Genomic DNA, 19,250 nt, shown 5'->3' on the forward strand with positions numbered 1-19,250 from the left:
AGAACCGTGCCAATGACAATCACAGAAAAGATACTGGCTGCGGCAGCAGGGAAAGACAGCGTAAAACCGGGGGAACTGATCAACGCCAAGGTAGACCTGGTTTTGGCAAACGATATCACAGCCCCTGTGGCCATCAAAGAATTTGAAAAGATCGGCCTGGAGAGGGTTTGGGACAAAGACAGAGTAGCCCTGGTGCCCGACCATTTCACCCCCAACAAGGACATCAAATCTGCCGAACAGGCGAAGCTGGTGCGGGACTTCTCCCATACCCAGGAACTGACCAACTATTTTGAAGTGGGCCGCATGGGCATTGAGCACTGCCTGCTGCCCGAGCAGGGACTGGTGGGACCCGGTGACGTCATCATCGGGGCAGACTCCCACACCTGCACCTACGGCGCCCTGGGGGCCTTCGCCACCGGCGTGGGCAGCACCGACCTGGCGGCGGCCATGGCCCTGGGAGAAACCTGGTTTAAAGTACCGGAATCCATGAAGTTTATCTTTAACGGCCAGCTTAACAAATGGGTAGGCGGCAAAGACCTCATCCTTTACACCATCGGCAAAATCGGCGTGGACGGCGCCCTCTATCGGGCCATGGAATTCTGCGGCGAAGCCATCAGCCAGCTTTCCATGGACGGCCGCTTTACCATGTGCAACATGGCCATCGAAGCCGGGGGTAAAAACGGCATCATCCAGCCCGATGAAATTACCCGGCAGTATGTAGAAGGTAGGACCAAACGACCCTACACCTTCTATACCAGCGACCCGGACGCCAGTTATGTAGAAGTTTACGAATTTGACACTGCCAAGATCGAACCCCAGGTGGCCTTCCCCCACCTGCCCGAGAATGCCCGTCCGGTCAGTGAAGCCGGCAGGGTGGACATCGACCAGGCCGTCATTGGTTCCTGCACCAACGGGCGTATGGAAGATTTGCGCCTGGCCGCCGAGATTCTCAAAGGCAAGAAAGTCAACAAGCGAGTCAGGCTGATTATCATCCCCGGCACCCAGGAAATTTACCGCCAGGCCATGCGGGAAGGTTTGTTTGAAATCTTCCTGGATGCCGGTGCGGTTGTCAGCACCCCCACCTGTGGTCCCTGCCTGGGCGGCCACATGGGCATCCTGGCCAAAGGGGAGCGCTGCATCGCCACCACCAACCGCAACTTTGTGGGCCGTATGGGCCATGCCGAGAGTGAAGTGTACCTGGCCAACCCGGCGGTCACAGCGGCCAGCGCCGTGACCGGCCGTATTTCCCATCCCGAGGAGGTGCTGTAAATGAAACTGCAGGGTAAGGTTTGGAAATTTGGCAACGACGTGGATACCGATTTAATCATCGCCGCCCGCTATCTGAACAGCTCCGACCCGGCGGAACTGGCCCGGCACTGCATGGAGGATGCCGATCCCCAGTTTGCCTCCAAGGTACAGCCCGGCGACATCATCGTAGCCGCCAAGAACTTCGGCTGCGGCAGTTCCCGGGAGCACGCCCCCATTGCCATTAAGGCTGCCGGGGTCTCCTGCGTAGTGGCTAAATCCTTCGCCCGTATTTTTTACCGCAACGCCTTTAATATCGGTTTGCCCATTTTTGAGTGCCCCGAGGTTATCGATGAGCTGAAGGAAGGGGATACTATCACCGTTGACGCCGCCACAGGCGCCATCACCAATCTGACCACCGGCAAGGAGTACCAGGCGGTGCCCATCCCGGATTTCATGCGGCAAATCATTGATGCCGGCGGACTCATCAGCTATGTAAAAGGACGGGTGAATCAAGGTGTATAAAATTGCGTTATTGCCCGGTGACGGCATCGGGCCGGAAATTGTCCCCCAGGCGGTCAGGGTTCTGCAGGCCGTGGGGGAAAAATTCAACCGGGAGTTTCAATTTCAGACAGCCCTCATCGGGGGAGCCGCTTACGACGCCACCGGCCACCCGCTGCCGGAGGAAACCCTGGCGGTCTGCCGCAGCAGCGACGCCATTTTGCTGGGGGCGGTGGGCGGACCCAAGTGGGATAACCTGGAGCCCGAACTGCGCCCCGAGCGGGGAGCCCTGCTGCCCCTGCGCAAAAAGCTGGGCCTCTATGCCAACCTGCGCCCGGCGGTGGTGAACCCCGCCCTGGCGGAGGCCTCCACCCTGAAGGAAGAGCTTGTGTCAGGACTGGATATCCTGATCATTCGGGAACTGACCGGGGGGCTCTACTTTGGCGAAAAACGCAGGGAAGACCTGCCCGGCGGAGGCCAGAAAGCGGTGGAAACCCTGGAGTACACCACCGCCGAGGTGGAACGGGTGACCCGGCTGGGCTTTGAGATGGCCCGCAAAAGAAACAAAAAATTAATGTCCGTGGATAAGGCCAACGTGCTGGAAAGCTCCCGCCTGTGGCGGGAGGTGGTGGAAAGTGTGGCCAAAGAGTACCCGGATGTGGAACTGAGCCACATGTACGTGGATAACTGCGCCATGCAGCTGGTGCGCAATCCCAAGCAGTTTGATGTCATGGTGACCGAGAACATGTTCGGAGACATCTTAACCGACCTGGCTTCCCAGCTCACCGGCTCCATCGGCATGCTGCCCTCGGCCAGCCTGGGCGGCGAAGTGGCCCTTTACGAACCCATTCACGGTTCCGCGCCGGACATCGCCGGTCAAAACCTGGCCAATCCCATCGCCACCATCCTGTCCGTCGCCATGATGCTGCGCGTCTCCTTCAACTTGGAAGCCGAAGCAGCCGCCATCGAGCAGGCCGTAGACAGCGTCCTGGCCCGGGGCTACCGCACCGGCGACATCCTACAGCCAGGCAAAACCCGTGTGGGCACGGTGGAAATGACGGAAGCGATCATTAGCGCTTTAGGGTAATACATCGGGGTCTAGTTGCTAGACTTATACTGTATTTCTCTGGGGTCCTGTTATTGGCTTTTGGCCAACAACAGGACCCGTAAGGAATACCCGAAAGGCTAGCAACTGGACCCCAAAGAACAGCAGTATGAGACAAAAATGGGGTGAACGCAATTGGGGATTATGCAAACCTAATCAAAATTTACGATACCACCCTGCGGGACGGCACCCAGGGGGAGGGAGTCAGCCTCTCGGCGGAGGATAAAATTAAAATTGCCCTGCGGCTGGATGAAATGGGCTTCCATTATATCGAAGGGGGCTGGCCCGGCTCCAACCCCAAAGACATGGAATTCTTTAACCGCATTCAACAATACACCTTGAAGCACGCGGTGGTCACCGCCTTTGGCAGCACCTGCCGCCCCGGCGTGGAACCCGCCCGGGACGCCAACCTGAACCGCCTGCTGGAAGCAGGGGTCAAAGTGGCCACCATCTTCGGCAAAGCCTGGGACTTCCATGTCACCCGGGCGTTAAACACCACCCTGGAAGAGAATTTGCGCATGGTGCGGGAATCCGTGGCCTATCTCAAGAGCCACGGCCTAACAGTTTTCTTCGACGGGGAGCATTTCTTCGACGGCTATAAGGCCAATGCCGGGTACGCGCTGGAGGTTGTAAAGGCAGCGGTGCAGGGCGGTGCCGACGCGGTGATCCTCTGCGATACCAACGGTGGCAGCCTGCCCCTGGAAGTATTCCAGGCCGTAACCCGGGTGAGGGAAGAACTGCCCGATGTGGAACTGGGCATCCACGCCCATAACGACGGGGAAATGGCGGTGGCCAATTCCCTGATGGCCGTCCAGGCCGGGGCAACCCAGGTGCAGGGCACCGTCAACGGGCTGGGAGAGCGGTGCGGCAACGCCAATCTCTGCTCTATCATCCCCAACCTCACCTTTAAACTGGGCTGCCCCACCATCCCCCGGGAAAACCTGGTCTACCTGACGGAGCTTTCCCGCTATGTTTACGAACTGGCCAACTTAAACCCCGCCGCCAACCAGCCCTATGTGGGAGAGAGCGCCTTTGCCCACAAGGGAGGCATCCACGTCAGCGCCCTCATGAAGGAACCGGGCACCTACGAGCACCTGGACCCGGCGCTGGTGGGCAACACCCGGCGGGTGCTGATGTCCGAGCTGGCGGGCATCTCCAACCTCCTGTATAAATACAAGGAGCTTCATTTAGACAAGAGCAGCCCCGAGGGCCGGCAGGTGCTGGACCAGTTGAAAAACCTGGAGCACTGCGGCTACCAGTTTGAAGCGGCAGAGGGCTCCCTGGAACTGATGCTGCGCAAGGCCCTGAACGGTTACCGGGAACCCTTCCAACTGGAGAGCATGCGGCTTATCCTGCAAATGTGGGAGGGGCAGCCCATTCACTCCGAAGCGGTCATCAAGCTGAGAGTGGGGGAAGAGGTGGTGCACACCGCCGCCGAAGGAAACGGGCCGGTGAATGCCCTGGACAACGCCCTGCGCAAGGCCCTGGAAACCTTTTATCCCGAAGTGGCCGCCCTGCGGCTGCTGGACTACAAAGTCCGGGTGCTGCAGGAAAAGGCCGGCACCGAAGCCCAGGTCCGTGTCTTAATTGAAACCGGCAACGGCAAAAAGACCTGGGGCACAGTGGGCGTCTCCACCAACATCATCGAGGCCAGCTGGCAGGCCCTGGCGGACAGTATGGCCTACGGCTTGCTGAAAGAACATAAGCTATAATGTCAAGGCAAAGAAGATCCGGAAGATTTTTTACGGGTCTTCTTCTTTTTTGCCCAAATTTGTCTGAAAATTATTAGTCTAACCCTTTCCGGGCATTCATATATATGAAGGGAGTGATTGCGTTCAAACTTAAGGAGGACTCGTAAAGTGAAGAACGAAACCTGCAAAGGATTTCTTAAAATACTGATCGGCGTTTTACTTTACACAGCCTGGCCATCACCCTCTCATCTCAGACGGCAGAAACGGTGGAGGCTTCCGCCATCCCGCCGCCGCCCCCGGAAAGCAGCGCCCCGGATACACCGCCGGCCCCGCAGCAGCCCGCTGTGCCGGAACCACCCGGGCAGGTAACCCTGGCGCTGGTGGGAGACATCCTGCTGGACTCCTGGGTGGGCACAGAAATCAAAAGACAGGGCGTGGATTACCCCTGGACCGGTGTTAAGGACATACTAAGCGCTGCGGATGTGGCTGTGGGCAATTTGGAATCCCCCGCCGGTGTGACCGGTACACCCGTCCAAGGCAAGAGCTTTACCTTCCGGGCCAGACCGGAAACCCTGCAGGGCGCAGTCAATGCCGGCATCGACATCCTCACCCTGGCCAATAACCACATTCTGGACTACGGTGCAAGCGCCTTAAGCGAAACCCTGGACAACCTGGACCAGTACGGCATCGCCCGCACCGGTGCCGGCTGCAATGCAGACGAAGCCCTTGCGCCGGCCGTCAAGGAATGCAACGGTCTTAAAATCGGCGTGCTCTCCTTCAGCCGGGTGATCCCGTACCCGGGGTGGGTGGCAGGCCCAAACTATCCCGGCGTGGCCAACGGCTGGGACACCCAAAAGGTGCTGGAGACCATCAAACAGGCGAACTCTCAGGTAGATGTGCTGGTTGTCTCCGTCCACTGGGGCAAAGAACTGGCCGACTACCCGGCCGGCGATCAGACCCGGCTGGCCAAAGCCATGGTGGACAGCGGGGCGGATGTCATCCTGGGCCACCATTCCCACTGCCTGCAGGGGGTGGCGGTGTACAACAAAAAACCCATCTTCTACAGTATGGGCAACTTTATTTTTACCTCCAGCAGTATGAAAGCCAGTTCCGGCGCCATAGCCCTGGTGAACATGGACAGAGACGGGGCCAGGGACCTGCAGGTAATACCCACCCGGTTGGACTGGGGCCGGCCGCAAGTCCTCACCGGGGAAGCCAGGGTGGGAGAAATCATCCGGCTGCAGTTCCTCTGTAAACCCTTTGGCACGCAATTTAATAATGAAGGAAAAGCCTATCTGCCAGCAAAATAAGGATTGGGACTTTGGACCCAATCTTATTTTTTCTCTATACCAAAAGTGAAAATATTCCTTATAATAATTAGAAGGTTAAATGTCAATTCGTATCGAAAAAAGTATGTGAAACGTATTGTTGGATTGGTGCGTCTATTTGAGAAATACTACAAATATCTAAAAATGGGGGGAGTGCCGGTTGCTGGAACAACTCAAGGCGCTGAACCTTGACATTTTAAATATCACCAGCATCTTTGACATCCTGCTGGTCACCTTTGTCTTTTACCGCTTCATGCGGATTATTCAGGGGACCAGAGCGGTGCAGCTGATCAAAGGGTTGGTGGTGCTCCTGGTGGCCACCACCGCCAGCAGCTGGCTGCACCTGCACACCATCAACTGGCTGCTGCAGCAGGTTATGACCGCCCTGGTGGTGGCTCTGCCCATCGTGTTCCAGCCCGAACTGCGGCGGGCACTGGAAACCCTGGGGCGGGGAAAATTTTTTGCCAGGACCATTAACACCCTCAAAGAAGCAGACAGGAGCCGTATGATTAATGAGGTGGTGCGGGCGGTCCAGGTGCTGACCAAAAACAAAATGGGAGCCCTCCTCATCATCGAAAGAGTCACCGGCCTGGAAGAATACATCGACTCCGGCGTTAAAATCGACGGCATTGTCACCGCCGAATTTCTGGTGAATGTCTTTATACCCAACACCCCCCTGCATGACGGGGCCGTCATCATCCGGGGAGACCGGGTGGCTGCCGCCGCCTGTTTCCTGCCCCTGTCGGAAAACCCCTACTTAAGCAAGGAGTTAGGCACCCGGCACCGGGCCGGTATCGGGATTTCCGAGGTTTCCGATGCGGTGGCGGTCATCGTATCCGAAGAAACCGGTGCCATTTCCCTGGCCATGGACGGGTCCATCGACCGCATGCTGGACGAATCTACCCTGAAACAAAAATTAACCGAAGCCCTGGAGCAAAAAAACCACAGTTCCTTGAGCGGGGTATTTAGGAGGAACGAGCAATGATCCGGCTGAAGTGGAGCAACAACTCCATGATGCTGCTCTCGGTGCTGCTGGCCATTTTACTGTGGGTGTATGTCAATAACGTGCAGAACCCGGTAAAAGAGCAGGAGTTCAGAGTCACCGTAGAGACCCGGGGAGAACTGTCCCAGGGCTTAACCCTGAGCGGCCTGCCCAAGAGCGTGGCGGTGCGGGTACAGGGGAAAAACGCCCAGTTGTCCGGCATCAGGCCGGCGGATTTTCAGGCCGTTGTGGACTTAACCAACATCACGGAAGGCGAAACCACCAGGCCCGTCCAGGTCACCGCCCCCAGCGGACTGCAGGTGGTGCAGGTAAACCCCACCCGGGTGACCCTCACGGTGGAGAGGGTGATCCAAAAACAGCTGCCCCTTGCCGTGGTGGTGAAAGGGGAACCGTTGAGCGGCCATACCGCGCTGGAACCCGTGGTGCAGCCCACCGCTGTCCTGGTACGGGGTCCGGCCCGGGTCCTCAAGGACCTGAGAAGCGTGGAACTCACCGTTGACATTACAGGCACCAACCAGAATGTGGAGCAGCAGTTGATGATCCCCCTGCCGCCGGGGGTTACATCTTCCCCGGACCGGGTGAAAGTGCTGGTGCCCGTCACCCGCGCCCTGCCTTCCCGGTCGCTGCCGGTGGTGCCTCGCTATACAGGCAGCCCGGCGGATACCTACCAAGTGCTGCGGGTCATCCCCCAGCCGGCCACCGTACAGGTTTACGCGCCGGTTGAGGTCCTGAACAACCTGGAAAGCATCAGCACCGAAACCATCCGCATCGACGGCATCTCCGATAACGTGTTGAAGGAAGCGCGGCTGCTGCTGCCCCAAGGGGTGGTGGATATTGTACCGGGTAAAGTGGAACTGGCGGTTCAAGTGAAGCCCAAGCAGCAGCCAGTGCCCCAGGAACCGCCGGAAACACCCCGGGAGAACGCCGGTTCTCCGGATCAGAATAAGCAGCCATAAGCTAAGAAGCCCGGCCTCAGGAAATTGAGGCCGGGTGACTGTAATTTTCACAGCCCTGGACAAAAACAAAGGACAAGTCCCTTTCATAATATGTTAAAAAATTGACATACAAAACTGTTGAGCGATATAATAGCTTTGGTTTTTATCAAGAGCTTCCTCGAAGGATAAGGGGGAAATGAACGTATAATGGCGAAACTATTTGGCACCGACGGAGTGCGCGGAGTGGCCAATACAGACCTGACTGCCGAACTGGCCTGCCGGTTGGGGCGGGCTGGGGCCCATGTATTGACCAGGCAGGGTCACCCCGGGAAAGTGATCATTGGTCGGGATACCAGAATTTCCGGAGATATGCTGGAAGCGGCACTGGCAGCCGGCATTTGTTCAGTTGGCGTGGATGTTTACAAGGTAGGAGTGTTACCCACTCCGGCCATTGCCTATTTAACCAGAAAACTAGGAGCGGGGGCAGGGGTGGTTATTTCCGCCTCCCATAACCCCGTTGAGGATAACGGTATCAAGTTCTTCGGCCCCAGCGGCTACAAGCTGCCGGACGAACTGGAAGCCCAAATTGAAAAGCTGGCCCTGGAGCCGGCAGCGGAACTGCCCAAACCCACCGGCGGCGACCTGGGCCGCCTGTACAGGGTGGAAGACGCCCTGGACCAGTACGTGGAGTATGCCAAAGGCACCATCTCCACCGACCTGAAGGGCCTAAAAATCGTGGTGGACTGCGCCAACGGGGCGGCCTACCGGGTAGCCCCCAGGGTGCTGTCCGAACTGGGTGCGGAAGTCATTCCCATCTTCCACCTGCCCGACGGGGTCAACATCAACGCCAACTGCGGCTCCACCCACCCGCAGGCGCTAATGGAAGAGGTTGTCAAACAGGGCGCCGACCTGGGCCTGGCCCACGACGGGGACGCCGACCGGGTGCTTGCCGTGGACCACACAGGCAGCCTGGTGGACGGCGACCAGATCATGGTGCTCTGCGCCAAGCATTTGAAATCCAAGGGCAAGCTGCGCAAAAACACCGCCGTGGTCACCGTCATGAGCAACCTGGGTCTGCACAAGGCCCTGGAAAAAAGCGATATCAACGTGGTGGAAACCAAAGTGGGCGACCGCTATGTGCTGGAAAAACTGCTGGAAACCGGTGCCCGTTTTGGCGGCGAACAGTCCGGCCACATTATTTTTCTTGAGCACAACACCACCGGAGATGGTATAATAACAGCATTGCAGCTGTTAGCCGTGATGAAAGAAACCGGCAAATCCCTGGCCCAGCTGGCGGGACAGATGGAGAAATACCCCCAGATTCTTAAGAACGTCAGGGTGCAGGATAAAACCGCCGTCATGAACAGCCCCATCATGACCGAAGCCATCCGCCGTTTTGAGCGGGACCTGGCCGGTCAGGGACGCATCCTGGTGCGCCCCTCCGGCACCGAACCCCTGGTGCGGGTGATGGTGGAAGGCAAGGACATGGACGAACTGCAGTCCATCGTCGACAAAATGGCTAAAATTGTGGGCAGCATTTAACTGCTGCCCGCATAATATAACTTAGTAACCCTCATACACACCCGACGTCCGACGTCTGACGACCGACGACTGACAAAGGGGGGTGATACCACCGGGCACTTTAAGACAACTAAATAAAAAACAAGCGCCAGAACCCTGGTCCTTCAGGGTTGACGAGGAGAGGGAGTATCGATCATTCGGCGGATGCCCTCCGGCCCGGTCACGGCCGCAGCGTAGAACAAAACCAGGAGGCAACTCCCGGACCAAAGACTACAGGTGACCAACAGGCGGCATTTTGAAGATGTTTCACGCCCCGGTATGCTATTGCCTTTACCGGGGAAAATTACACAGTAAAAAAGAAGCCGTGGCCGGTATGGCCGCGGCATAAATTTTTAAGGAGGTCGACATCTATGTGTGGAGTCGTCGGCTATGTGGGCAGCAGGCCCGCAACACCTATTATTCTTGAAGGCTTAAAGAAACTTGAATATAGAGGGTACGATTCATCCGGCGTGGCAGTCCTGGATAAGGACGGCTTGAAAATTGAGAAAAAAATGGGACGCCTGGCCGAACTGGAAAAGGCCTTGAGCGGCAGAGAAGTAGGCGCCACCATCGGCATCGGCCATACCCGCTGGGCCACCCACGGGCGTCCCAACGACGTCAACGCGCATCCCCATACCTCCAACGACGGCAAAATCGCCGTGGTGCACAACGGCATTATCGAAAACTACCTGCAGCTGCGGGAATGGCTCTCTTCCATGGGCCATGTCTTTAAATCCGAGACCGATACCGAAGTCATCCCCCACCTGATCGAGCATTTCTACAAAGGGGATTTAATTGAAGCGGTCCAAAAGACCGTCTCCCACCTGGAAGGTTCCTACGCCATCATGACCATCTCGGTGGACCAACCCGGCCGCATCATCGCCGTACGCCAGGATATGCCCCTGGTAGTCGGCCTGGGCCAGGGAGAGAACCTGCTGGCCTCAGACATCCCGGCCCTGCTCAAACACACCCGCCGGTGCTACCTGCTGAATGACGGCGATGTGGTGGAACTGAAAGCCGACCAGGTCATCATCCGGGATGTCACCGGCAAAGTGGTGGAAAAGGAAATCTTCGAAGTCACCTGGGACGCCGAAGAAGCAGAAAAGGGCGGCTACGACCACTTTATGCTCAAAGAAATCTTCGAACAGCCCCGGGCGCTCCGGGATACCCTGAAGGGACGCATTTCCCATGCCTGTGATAAAGTCGTCCTGGACGAAATCAAAATGACCCCTGAACAAATCAAGGGGATCAAAAGAATCATCGTTACCGCCTGCGGCACCGCTTACCACGCAGGTTTGGTGGGCAAATACGTCATCGAGCAGCTGGTGCGGATTCCCGTCGAGGTGGATATTGCCTCCGAATTCCGCTACCGCGACCCCCTGGTGGATAAAGATACCTTGGTGGTGGTCGTCAGTCAGTCCGGTGAAACCGCCGACACCCTGGCAGCTCCGGGAAGCCCGCCGCCGCGGCGCCAGAGTGGTGGCCATTACCAACGTGATCGCCAGCTCAGTGGCCCGGGAGGCAGACGACATCATCTACACCTGGGCCGGCCCGGAAATTTCCGTGGCATCCACCAAGGCCTACACCACCCAGCTGGTTGCCATGTACCTCCTGGCCCTCTACCTGGCCCAGGAACGCAACACCCTGGCCGCCGGCAACATCAAGGAAATCCTGGGTGAACTGAAGTCCATCTACGCCAAAGCCCAGGAAGTCCTGGACAACGTGGAGCCCATTAAAGAATTTGCCAAGCAGTACCACAAAGCTGAAGACACCTTTTTCATCGGCCGCGGCCTGGACTATGCCGTAGCTCTGGAAGGTTCTCTGAAACTGAAGGAGATCTCCTACATCCACGCCGAAGCCTACGCCGCCGGCGAACTCAAACACGGCACCCTGGCCCTGATCGTGGAAAACATCCCGGTCATCGCCCTGGCCACCCAGCAGAGCCTGTTTGAAAAAATGGTCAGCAACATCAAAGAAGTCAAAGCCAGAGACGCTTCCGTCATTGCCCTGGCCATGGCAGGCCACACCGAAGTGGAAAAAGTAGCCGACCAGGTGCTGTATATCCCCAAGACCCACCAGGTCCTGGCACCGATTCTGACGGTAATTCCGCTGCAACTGCTGGCGTATTATATGGCCGTGTATCGTGGTTGTGATGTTGATAAACCGAGGAATTTGGCGAAGAGCGTGACGGTGGAGTAAGAAATAAAACGTTACATATAAAAAATACTTTTATATGTAACAACAAATGACAGTTAGTCCCTTTACACCTTTACAAATGATAGTATGCCACCCCAAATAGTCACCCCAATTAGACGGGGTGGCTTCTTTTTGGTTTGGGAACTATCCTGAAAATATAATTTTTCATCCTTCTGCTGGTGCCGCGTCAGCGGCATGTGGGTCTATATGGTTAAATTTTCGAACTTGGGGTGCAATTCTAAGCCAATTTGCTAATGGCTTTTATAACCAACGTCGTTTTTTATTAAAGACTGCTAATTATCCTAAATTTCAGCTTTTCACAGAGTGAAGAGTGTACTGCTGAAAAATCTTTTATGGCCTCCTCAATATTCTTATGATTACTTAAGAAATCAATAAAAATCATCTCAAAGGCAAGTGATTCAATGAAATCGACATCATCTCTAAATCCGGTCACATATGATGCACCGGTAAGCTTCATAAATTTTTTGATGCGGTTCTCAGTACCTTTAACGACCGAGCATGAATCAAAATGAATTAGATGCCCGGAAAATAGGTTTTCTTTAATTTGCATTGAAGCCTCTGCGAGTTGTTCCAAACTTAATGAGTCTTCACCAAAATGTATCTTACCTGGTTCACCATGACCACATAAAAATAGTACACAAAAGTCATCATTAGCTTTGTTTATCTGTTTCAACTTTTTAAGACAATATTTAAATTCAGCAACTGTGTTTGCAGTTCTGAATATGTACTTTACCTTAGTAGGATAAATACCTTTAATACATTGCAACATGGGTTCCTTCCCAATCGGACTCTATACAAAAAATAAATTTCATCCTAAATTTTCTCCTTTAAAAAGGGCGTAAATTATCTTCTAAGGCCTAGCAATGAAAGGTCACTACGGAGGGAAGTATGGAGAAGACAGGTTTATGCGGAAAATCCACTCTGGTACGCCACCTAGTTCGCTCACTGGATCCAATGCGCTCCAAGCGGTTTATCTCAGCCAAGCACGATGAAACCCCGGGATTTTTACTGCTTTGATGAAGAATTGGCTATATCCTGAATCTACCTATGTGACAGCTGCAGCTAAAGTTTCAATAACTTCTTCCATTTTGGCTTCCATCGGGATAGCTGTTAGGACCAATATTATGTTTCTTTTTCCTGCATTAAGAGAAGCATGGTGATAAACCATTCCTCTTTTTCTCAAGGATTGCCATGTTTGTTTCCTGCAGGGGTATACTAAGCAACTAATGATTCTGTTGGCGTCTGATAGTGTGGAATAAGCTAATACCTGAAGTAGATCTGCTCGGTGACGCTCTCTCAATTCTTCATCCAAATTACCCCACCGGTTTACATTTAAATCTTCCAGTGACCTTTATACTTCGCGTCAAAAATAATGGTTTCTATTCCATTCCCATCTGAGGCTGCCCGTTCGAGGACTAAATCTGGCAATAAATATTTTTGGGAACCAACATAAGAAGGATTCCATACAAGCGGTGCGACTGTTTCCCTTTTGCGACCAACCCGTAGAATACCTCCTATTCTTTTGGTAAGCTCCCCTGCAACAGTTTCTATCCAAGCCTCAAAAAATTCTTCCATCGACAGAATCCAGGGCAGTCCTTGTAAATCTCCAAGCCCTGCAAGCCCTCTATCATCTATAGTCCACTCCATTGCCTGTAATCCATCCCTAAAAACCCTTGTTTGAAGGTTTCCCCGTTGCCACGCACTAAAATTCAATGAATTAGGTCTTTTAGGTGTCACACTAGATACTCGTTTAAGTAAAGAATGGCATAGATCAATCAGTTGAAGAACAAAATATCCTGCGGCTCTCTGAGTTTCCAGACTAGCTAGCTGTTTTCGTAAAGTAAAATGGATCGCCGCTTTTAAATTATTATCATCCCTTAGGTCGGGGTACCTACAGGGAACTTGTAAAAAGTGTGCATGAGCCAGATTGGTAAAATATTGTGGCCACTTAATACTTCCACGAGGCGCAGGTAGGTCTGATTCGGTAAAGTTCAATCTCCTTTCAAGCCTATCCAGCATTTCTTTGATGCGCAGGAGGATTGTTGTTGATAACACCCACGGAGGTATTTTTCTATCTGAACGTGGGAGTAAAGGTAGTTGTAGGGGAAAAGGTGTTACTTTCCAACCCATTTTACATAACATAGGGCCAATACCCGACCAATCAAAACGTGGTTTAATAATAATCCCGTAATCTGGCTTCCCTGAAGTGGGAGATAAAAGCGGAAATGCTCCTATCCTTGTGCCCGTATTTAAGATCAGATCAACGGAACTCCCGTCATAATGAATGTTTGCAGTAATTCCAAAATTCCCTAAAATGCCACGATTTTGCTGGATGAATTGATTACCTAAACGTGCCACCTGCGGTTGAGGATCTCTAGGTTTTTGGCCTTTTAATAAAAAATCAGCCGGGAGACGGATAGTAGAAGAATCAACAACCTCTAAGCAAGGAGATTCTCCGGGTTTAATCGGTAATAGAGGTGCTTTGACAAAGATTCTACGACGATTCATCTAACTTACTCTCCTACAGACTCTCTATCCACTGAAGGTAAGCTCGGATATGGTCAGAAAAACCAGCAACATATCCTTGGCTCAAATATTCTTCTAACAGGGGGGCAAGATTTACCCTTAGTTGTTGCGGTGCTTTATTATCGTCCTTTTGTAAAAAATACGAATGTCCTGGAACAAGGGCCAACGCGTCTTCACCTGCGTGTTCAACAAAAATGCTTACCAATTCCATAAACGCCTTTTGCATCAATGGCCCAGCTATATGCTGTACCACTTCCATCTGCGGCCACAGCTTTACGAAGGCAAAACGCCTCCGCACCGCCACATCCACAATAGCAATACTTCGATCCGCACTGTTCATAGTACCTATGATATGTAAGTTATCCGGCAACCAAAATGTATTACCAAAGGGTTTTCCAAAATTATATGGTAATTCTAATTGTCTTTTTTCATTCGACTGATATTCTAGGAGGAAAATTGCTTCTCCGAGAACCTTAGCCAGATCAGCCTGTTAATTTCATCTATATGGAGTAAATAGGGCTCATTTGGATTTTCTATTGCTTCCTTCGCTGCAGTCATTAAGTGACCCATTTGAGGAGTAAATCTAAATCCCATCCCATCGGTTGTTTTCTCCGGGGCAAGTCCTCCAATAAAGTTCTCATATGTCGTATTGGGATGAAATTGTATGGATTTCCCCTTTCCTTTATAAGTATTATTTAAAATCTGTAGGGCCAATCTTGTTTTGCCTGTTCCTGGCGGCCCTTGTAATACAACAAACCGCCGTTCTTGAAGTATCTCCTGTACTTTTTCAAGCGAAATGTCAGGCATTAAATGAGAAAAATATTCCGAACGTATCTCTTCCCATTCACTAGCAAAAGATTTCAATGGGTAGATACCACGTTCCTCAAACATTAAATCCATAAACGCTTTCAGTGCGCTAGTTGTGGCTTTAGTATCACCGTTTGGTACAAAGATACCATATAACACCCTACCATAACGTTCAAAAATGGACTGGTACTCTGGAAACAGTCTCTTAATATTGTCAGGGATATCCAAATCTATCCTTACCGGGTCCTGCTTGGCCCAGGCAACCATTTTTCCATTACCATATTTTTTATTAAGCCAGTTGCAAATGGCGGCCACCTTTCTTCCATGACCGGGTCGTCCAAGGATCTCCTCATCAGGGCTTAGCCCCTGGGTTCCTATAACCATGGCAATCAGACTAGGGGCATCCGGTACGGGAAAAATAACAAAACTCATACCACCATACGCACCGGAATCGGGGTTTGAAGGATGAATCAGTGCTGCAAACGGAACACCTGATCCCCCTTAAATTCCGGGGCGCGAAGAGTTACAACTTTTCTTGCCTTATCGGGATAACGTCCTCCATTGGCTCCAAACAGCTCTTCAAAAGCATGCTTAGCCTGACCAGCCCAGTTTTCATTTTGTGTTTGGTAAATAAGATTAATTAATTGATTCAAAAGTTAACTCCTCACTCTAAAGTCTTAATTCTATTTTTATCAAAAATCTTAACATAGAAATGATTCATTTCTTGTCGAAATTTGTTTTTCAGTAACAAAAAACCACTATGGCAAACAGTCATCAGCGTTCATGGATTACCTAACAGCGCAGAGCATTACATCCTGTAATGGGATGACTATTGACTATATCAACAACTAAATCAAAACCCTGGCAGGATATACCTACAAAACCGTGGAACAAAATATCTGCTCCCTGAGGGCCTTTTTCCGGTTTCTTATGAAAACGGGAAAAGTTACCACCGATTTTGCGGCCAAAACCCCCATGGATTTCCGCTATGCTTTTCAAAAGTCATTTATGGGTAAAGTGGTGGATAGGATGAGCCAGAATGAAAAATTCTTTATGAAAATACTCGATGATGAACAATTTGCCAATGCCCTGATAGAACTTATGCTACCTAAAGTTTACGAGAAACTGCAAAGTGTGGAAATATAAAGAAGTATGCCTGGCGAGTCGTTATGCCACTGTTTTAATCGTGGCATTTTAACTATAATATTGAAAGGTGTTAGATATTTATCATTTTGTAAGAGGTGTTTCGGACAGTGGATTATGCAAAACGATCCCCGGCTTCAGAGCATCCTTTTCTAGCATGGGTAAGGAAAGAGACCGGAATTGTTTTAAATAGGAGCCAGCGGGAGGCCGTGCTCCATAAAGAAGGCCCGTTACTTCTCTTAGCCACACCTGGGGCGGGTAAAACCACTGTCTTAAATTTACACATCGCTTATCTAATCTTAGAACACAAAATTAACCCCCATCAGATTCTGTCCCTTACCTTCAGTAGGGCATCAGCCAGGGATATGGAAACCAGGTTCCAAAACCTGTTTGGCCGGGTGATTTCTCAGCCGGTTCGTTTTTCCACCATCCATAGTTTTGCCTTTCAGGTGGTTACCGGATTATTTGCGGCGCCAGGGGCGGCCGTATAAGCTCATTGAAAATGAACAAGGGGTCACTAGTAAAGGTGCGGTTTTAAAAAGTCTCTACCAAAAGCATAATGCAACCGTTGTATCCGAAGAAAAGCTGGAAGAATTGGCCAATGCCATTGGTTATGTAAAAATACCATGATACCAGTGGAGAATCTGGAAACGATAGATTTTAAAATAAATCATTTTAAAGAAATTTATCTCTCCTATGAAGAATACAAGAGAAAAAGTTATGCGCCAACCATCCTATTAGATTTTGATGACATGCTGACCCTGGCCCATGATATTTTAGAAAGGGAACCGGGAATCTTAAATTTCTATCAAAAACAATATCGGTACATTTTGACGGACGAGAGCCAGGATACATCTTTGATTCAGCACAAAATTATTGAAAAAATAGCCAAACCTCAGTGCAATTTATTTGTTGTGGGCGACGAGGATCAGGCTATTTATGGGTTCCGTGGAGCGGCACCGCAATATCTGCTGGAGTTTAAGAAAACCTATCCCAATGCGAAAATTATAGCCATGACAGAAAATTTTCGGTCATCAGAAGATATTGTTAAGATAACAAACCAGTTCATTAAGACCAATAAAAAGCGTTATGAAAAAGATATGTTTACCCATAATGCCAAAAACAAGCCCATACAAATCAGCAAGTTCAAAACTGAGCAAGAGCAATGGGATTATCTTGTTCAGCAATTAGCCAGGACAGATGATCTATCATCCGTTGCCATCATCTATCGCAATAACGCTTCGGCCATTGGTCTCATTAATAAACTGGACAAACACGGTATTCCCTTCTACCTCAGGGATTTCAAGAATCGTTTTTTTGCTCATTGGGTGGTTGAGGATGTATTAAACTATCTGCGCTTTTCCTATAACGATAAAAATATTGCCGTATTAGAGAAGATTCACATCAAACTGAACCCCTTTATCTCTAAAAATGATCTAGAGCTTTTAAAAAGGGCGGATGCGGATGTCTCTAGTTTTGTTAACCTGGCAAAGATTCATGGGGACGCCAGCAAAAAAGCACAGGGGTTCTTAAGACTACAGAGGTATTTTAACCAGTTAAACAAGCTTTCTCCCCACCAGGCCATCCGCTTTATTAGGGAAAAATTAAAGTATGAAGAAAGTGCAGAAAGGATATGCAATAATTTAGGATACTCCTTCGACAATGTTAAAGGTATATTAGCCACGCTGGAGTATATTGCCGTCGGTTTAGAAACTCACCAAGAGTTTGCCTTCCGTTTAAAAGAACTGGAGAAGCTAATGGGTGACTCAAAATATAATCAAGACAGTAACGCCGTAACGCTCACCACTATGCATTCCGCTAAAGGGTTGGAGTTAAAAGGGTATACCTGATTGATTTGGTGGAAGGGATAATCCCAGGGGCAGAAAGTATCAAAAAGGGCAACGAGGACAGTCTGGAAGAGGAACGAAGATTATTCTATGTGGGAATGACCAGAGCGATCCAAGAGTTGTCTTTATTAACTGTAGAAGAGTATCAGCAGGCGAAGGTAGATGAATCACGCTTTGTTAAGGAAGTCAGGCAAATTCTTCAGCCAGACCTTAAGACAGAGGGTGTTCAAGGGGATAAGCAACTTGCCGCAGGGGTATTTATCGATCACAAGAAATTTGGGGTAGGTAAAGTTATTTCCATCAACAGGGGTAAGGGCACCTTTCGGGTTGGTTTTGAAAATGGTCAGGTCAAAGATTTATTATACAGTGTTTGCATAGAGAATAATTTAATCCGGGTTTTGTAAGACGGTGGAAGAACTAAATGAGATTCTATTGAAGCCAAAAGAAGAATAGTTCTGTCCACTGGCCCCGCCCCAGATAGTTAAGCGGCCTTGAGCAAGTACATTACATAAACCCATGGAACTGCTGGAGGTCTTCAACTTCTTTGGCGGTGTGCCCCACAGTATTACCTGCGATAACCTTAAAAACCGCTGTCTACAAATATTACAGTCTGTCCCGTCCGTTTAAAGAGATCGTTGGTGATATTATCCTGACCAACGCTGGTACGGCTTTGATCCTGGGAGCTAAAAAGGCGAAGGGGAGTTGTAGGAATTTATTATTTTTCTTTGAATTTCTTCTCTCAACTTTTCAGTTTTCAGTATGCGAAAGTTGAGTTGAGTATATAATAAATGTAAGGTGATTGTTATGAAACGTGTAAGCATTGACGAACTAGTAAATAAAGACAAAAAAAGGAAAACATTAAAAATACAACTTTCAACCTATACCCGTCTGCCTAAAGAGGAACGGATAAATAAAAAAGAAAGAGATCCCGTGGAGATAAACTTGTTAGCCAGATCCATCATGGCCAAAGTAAAACGCTATCAAAGCGAAGGGATTTTGATAAAGAATGGTAGAAGTTGGAGATTTTATTTCTGAGGCTGATGTACAACTTATTAAAGAAAAGATAGCTGGCATTCAAGAACAGCCAATGGAAACATTCCAGAGAAACATTAAGGTCGTCAGCTACCTTACATACCTTCTGGAAAAAATGGGTATCCGTCCAATTATTGTAGGTGGCCATGCAGTAGAGATTTATACCCTTGGTCACTATACCACAGTTGATGTAGATTTAGTCGTAAGTGGCCGTGAATTTGCCAGGAAATTCTTACTCTTTTAGGTTTTAAAAAGTCGCAAGGCAACAGGCATTGGTATCATGAAGATTTAGGACTCCCAATAGAAATAC

The 19,250-nt window shown here is 50.6% G+C and carries 21 protein-coding genes and 2 pseudogenes; 17 read left to right on the forward strand and 6 right to left on the reverse strand.

Features of this window, described 5'->3' with window-relative positions; genetic code table 11:
- The first annotated feature begins 6 nt into the window (after window positions 1–6).
- The 10 genes and pseudogenes from leuC to P378_RS23970 all read left to right on the forward strand — a co-directional run bounded on the left by leuC (window position 7) and on the right by P378_RS23970 (window position 11,567).
- The gene (gene leuC / locus P378_RS03450; RefSeq protein ID WP_099082284.1) at window positions 7–1,269 is read left to right on the forward strand and encodes a 3-isopropylmalate dehydratase large subunit; all 1,263 of its coding nucleotides are present in this window, start codon (window positions 7–9) and stop codon (window positions 1,267–1,269) included.
- Window positions 1,270–1,770 (forward strand): 3-isopropylmalate dehydratase small subunit, encoded by a 501-nt coding sequence (gene leuD, locus P378_RS03455; RefSeq protein ID WP_099082285.1) that lies wholly within the window; start codon window positions 1,270–1,272, stop codon window positions 1,768–1,770.
- The gene (gene leuB / locus P378_RS03460; RefSeq protein ID WP_099082286.1) at window positions 1,763–2,833 is read left to right on the forward strand and encodes a 3-isopropylmalate dehydrogenase; all 1,071 of its coding nucleotides are present in this window, start codon (window positions 1,763–1,765) and stop codon (window positions 2,831–2,833) included. The genes leuD and leuB overlap by 8 nt, the downstream gene beginning before the upstream one ends.
- Window positions 2,834–2,976: 143 nt before the next feature.
- Window positions 2,977–4,563, forward strand: a complete 1,587-nt coding sequence (gene cimA, locus P378_RS03465; RefSeq protein WP_099082287.1) for a citramalate synthase — start codon at window positions 2,977–2,979, stop codon at window positions 4,561–4,563.
- A 245-nt stretch (window positions 4,564–4,808) separates the two neighbouring features.
- Window positions 4,809–5,852, forward strand: a complete 1,044-nt coding sequence (locus P378_RS03470; RefSeq protein WP_180260958.1) for a CapA family protein — start codon at window positions 4,809–4,811, stop codon at window positions 5,850–5,852.
- Between the two features lie 178 nt (window positions 5,853–6,030).
- Window positions 6,031–6,855 (forward strand): diadenylate cyclase CdaA, encoded by an 825-nt coding sequence (gene cdaA / locus P378_RS03475; protein WP_099082289.1) that lies wholly within the window; start codon window positions 6,031–6,033, stop codon window positions 6,853–6,855.
- Entirely contained in the window at window positions 6,852–7,829 is a 978-nt protein-coding gene (locus P378_RS03480; RefSeq protein WP_099082290.1) for a CdaR family protein, read from the forward strand. Before cdaA ends, P378_RS03480 begins: the two co-directional genes overlap by 4 nt.
- Before the next feature lie 186 nt (window positions 7,830–8,015).
- A complete protein-coding gene (gene glmM / locus P378_RS03485) occupies window positions 8,016–9,350 on the forward strand; it encodes a phosphoglucosamine mutase (RefSeq protein WP_099082291.1) in 1,335 nt (444 codons plus the stop codon).
- A 389-nt stretch (window positions 9,351–9,739) separates the two neighbouring features.
- A pseudogene (gene glmS, locus P378_RS03490) lies at window positions 9,740–10,928 on the forward strand (glutamine--fructose-6-phosphate transaminase (isomerizing)); the annotation flags it as partial.
- Window positions 10,929–10,970: 42 nt separating this feature from the next.
- Complete coding sequence (locus tag P378_RS23970; protein WP_420795969.1) at window positions 10,971–11,567, forward strand: SIS domain-containing protein; 597 nt, start codon at window positions 10,971–10,973, stop codon at window positions 11,565–11,567.
- Window positions 11,568–11,847: 280 nt separating this feature from the next.
- Here P378_RS23970 and P378_RS03495 read toward each other — a convergent pair whose 3' ends face one another.
- The 6 genes from P378_RS03495 to P378_RS20020 all read right to left on the reverse strand — a co-directional run bounded on the left by P378_RS03495 (window position 11,848) and on the right by P378_RS20020 (window position 15,571).
- A complete protein-coding gene (locus tag P378_RS03495) occupies window positions 11,848–12,354 on the reverse strand; it encodes a DUF6642 family protein (protein WP_099082292.1) in 507 nt (168 codons plus the stop codon).
- Window positions 12,355–12,630: 276 nt separating this feature from the next.
- On the reverse strand, window positions 12,631–12,897 hold the full coding sequence (locus P378_RS03500) for a hypothetical protein (protein ID WP_099082293.1): 267 nt from the start codon (window positions 12,895–12,897) through the stop codon (window positions 12,631–12,633).
- Window positions 12,898–12,917: 20 nt separating this feature from the next.
- Window positions 12,918–14,093 carry a hypothetical protein gene (locus tag P378_RS03505; RefSeq protein ID WP_099082294.1) on the reverse strand — a complete coding sequence of 392 codons (1,176 nt, stop codon included), beginning with the start codon at window positions 14,091–14,093 and terminating at the stop codon, window positions 12,918–12,920.
- A gap of 13 nt (window positions 14,094–14,106) precedes the next feature.
- Window positions 14,107–14,421: a hypothetical protein gene (locus tag P378_RS20010; RefSeq protein ID WP_207653987.1), complete on the reverse strand. Its 315-nt coding sequence runs from the start codon at window positions 14,419–14,421 to the stop codon at window positions 14,107–14,109.
- Between the two features lie 134 nt (window positions 14,422–14,555).
- Complete coding sequence (locus P378_RS20015) at window positions 14,556–15,350, reverse strand: AAA family ATPase (RefSeq protein WP_207653988.1); 795 nt, start codon at window positions 15,348–15,350, stop codon at window positions 14,556–14,558.
- 38 nt (window positions 15,351–15,388) lie between these two features.
- A complete protein-coding gene (locus P378_RS20020; protein ID WP_207653989.1) occupies window positions 15,389–15,571 on the reverse strand; it encodes a hypothetical protein in 183 nt (60 codons plus the stop codon).
- A 232-nt stretch (window positions 15,572–15,803) separates the two neighbouring features.
- On the opposite strand from P378_RS20020, the gene P378_RS03515 reads away from it, so the two are divergent.
- The 7 genes and pseudogenes from P378_RS03515 to P378_RS03545 all read left to right on the forward strand — a co-directional run bounded on the left by P378_RS03515 (window position 15,804) and on the right by P378_RS03545 (window position 19,184).
- Window positions 15,804–16,064 (forward strand): hypothetical protein, encoded by a 261-nt coding sequence (locus P378_RS03515; protein ID WP_099082295.1) that lies wholly within the window; start codon window positions 15,804–15,806, stop codon window positions 16,062–16,064.
- Between the two features lie 107 nt (window positions 16,065–16,171).
- Window positions 16,172–16,552 carry a UvrD-helicase domain-containing protein gene (locus P378_RS03520; protein ID WP_274378633.1) on the forward strand — a complete coding sequence of 127 codons (381 nt, stop codon included), beginning with the start codon at window positions 16,172–16,174 and terminating at the stop codon, window positions 16,550–16,552.
- Between the two features lie 144 nt (window positions 16,553–16,696).
- Window positions 16,697–17,911, forward strand: coding sequence for an ATP-dependent helicase (locus P378_RS03525; RefSeq protein WP_180260960.1), 1,215 nt, complete (start codon window positions 16,697–16,699; stop codon window positions 17,909–17,911).
- A gap of 8 nt (window positions 17,912–17,919) precedes the next feature.
- A pseudogene (locus P378_RS23975) lies at window positions 17,920–17,982 on the forward strand (hypothetical protein); the annotation flags it as partial.
- 18 nt (window positions 17,983–18,000) lie between these two features.
- Window positions 18,001–18,312, forward strand: a complete 312-nt coding sequence (locus tag P378_RS03530) for a hypothetical protein (protein WP_238472828.1) — start codon at window positions 18,001–18,003, stop codon at window positions 18,310–18,312.
- Window positions 18,313–18,712: 400 nt separating this feature from the next.
- Entirely contained in the window at window positions 18,713–18,943 is a 231-nt protein-coding gene (locus P378_RS03540) for a hypothetical protein (protein ID WP_099082300.1), read from the forward strand.
- Complete coding sequence (locus tag P378_RS03545; protein ID WP_099082301.1) at window positions 18,915–19,184, forward strand: hypothetical protein; 270 nt, start codon at window positions 18,915–18,917, stop codon at window positions 19,182–19,184. Before P378_RS03540 ends, P378_RS03545 begins: the two co-directional genes overlap by 29 nt.
- Window positions 19,185–19,250: the final 66 nt, after the last annotated feature.

This window comes from Desulforamulus profundi, from assembly GCF_002607855.1.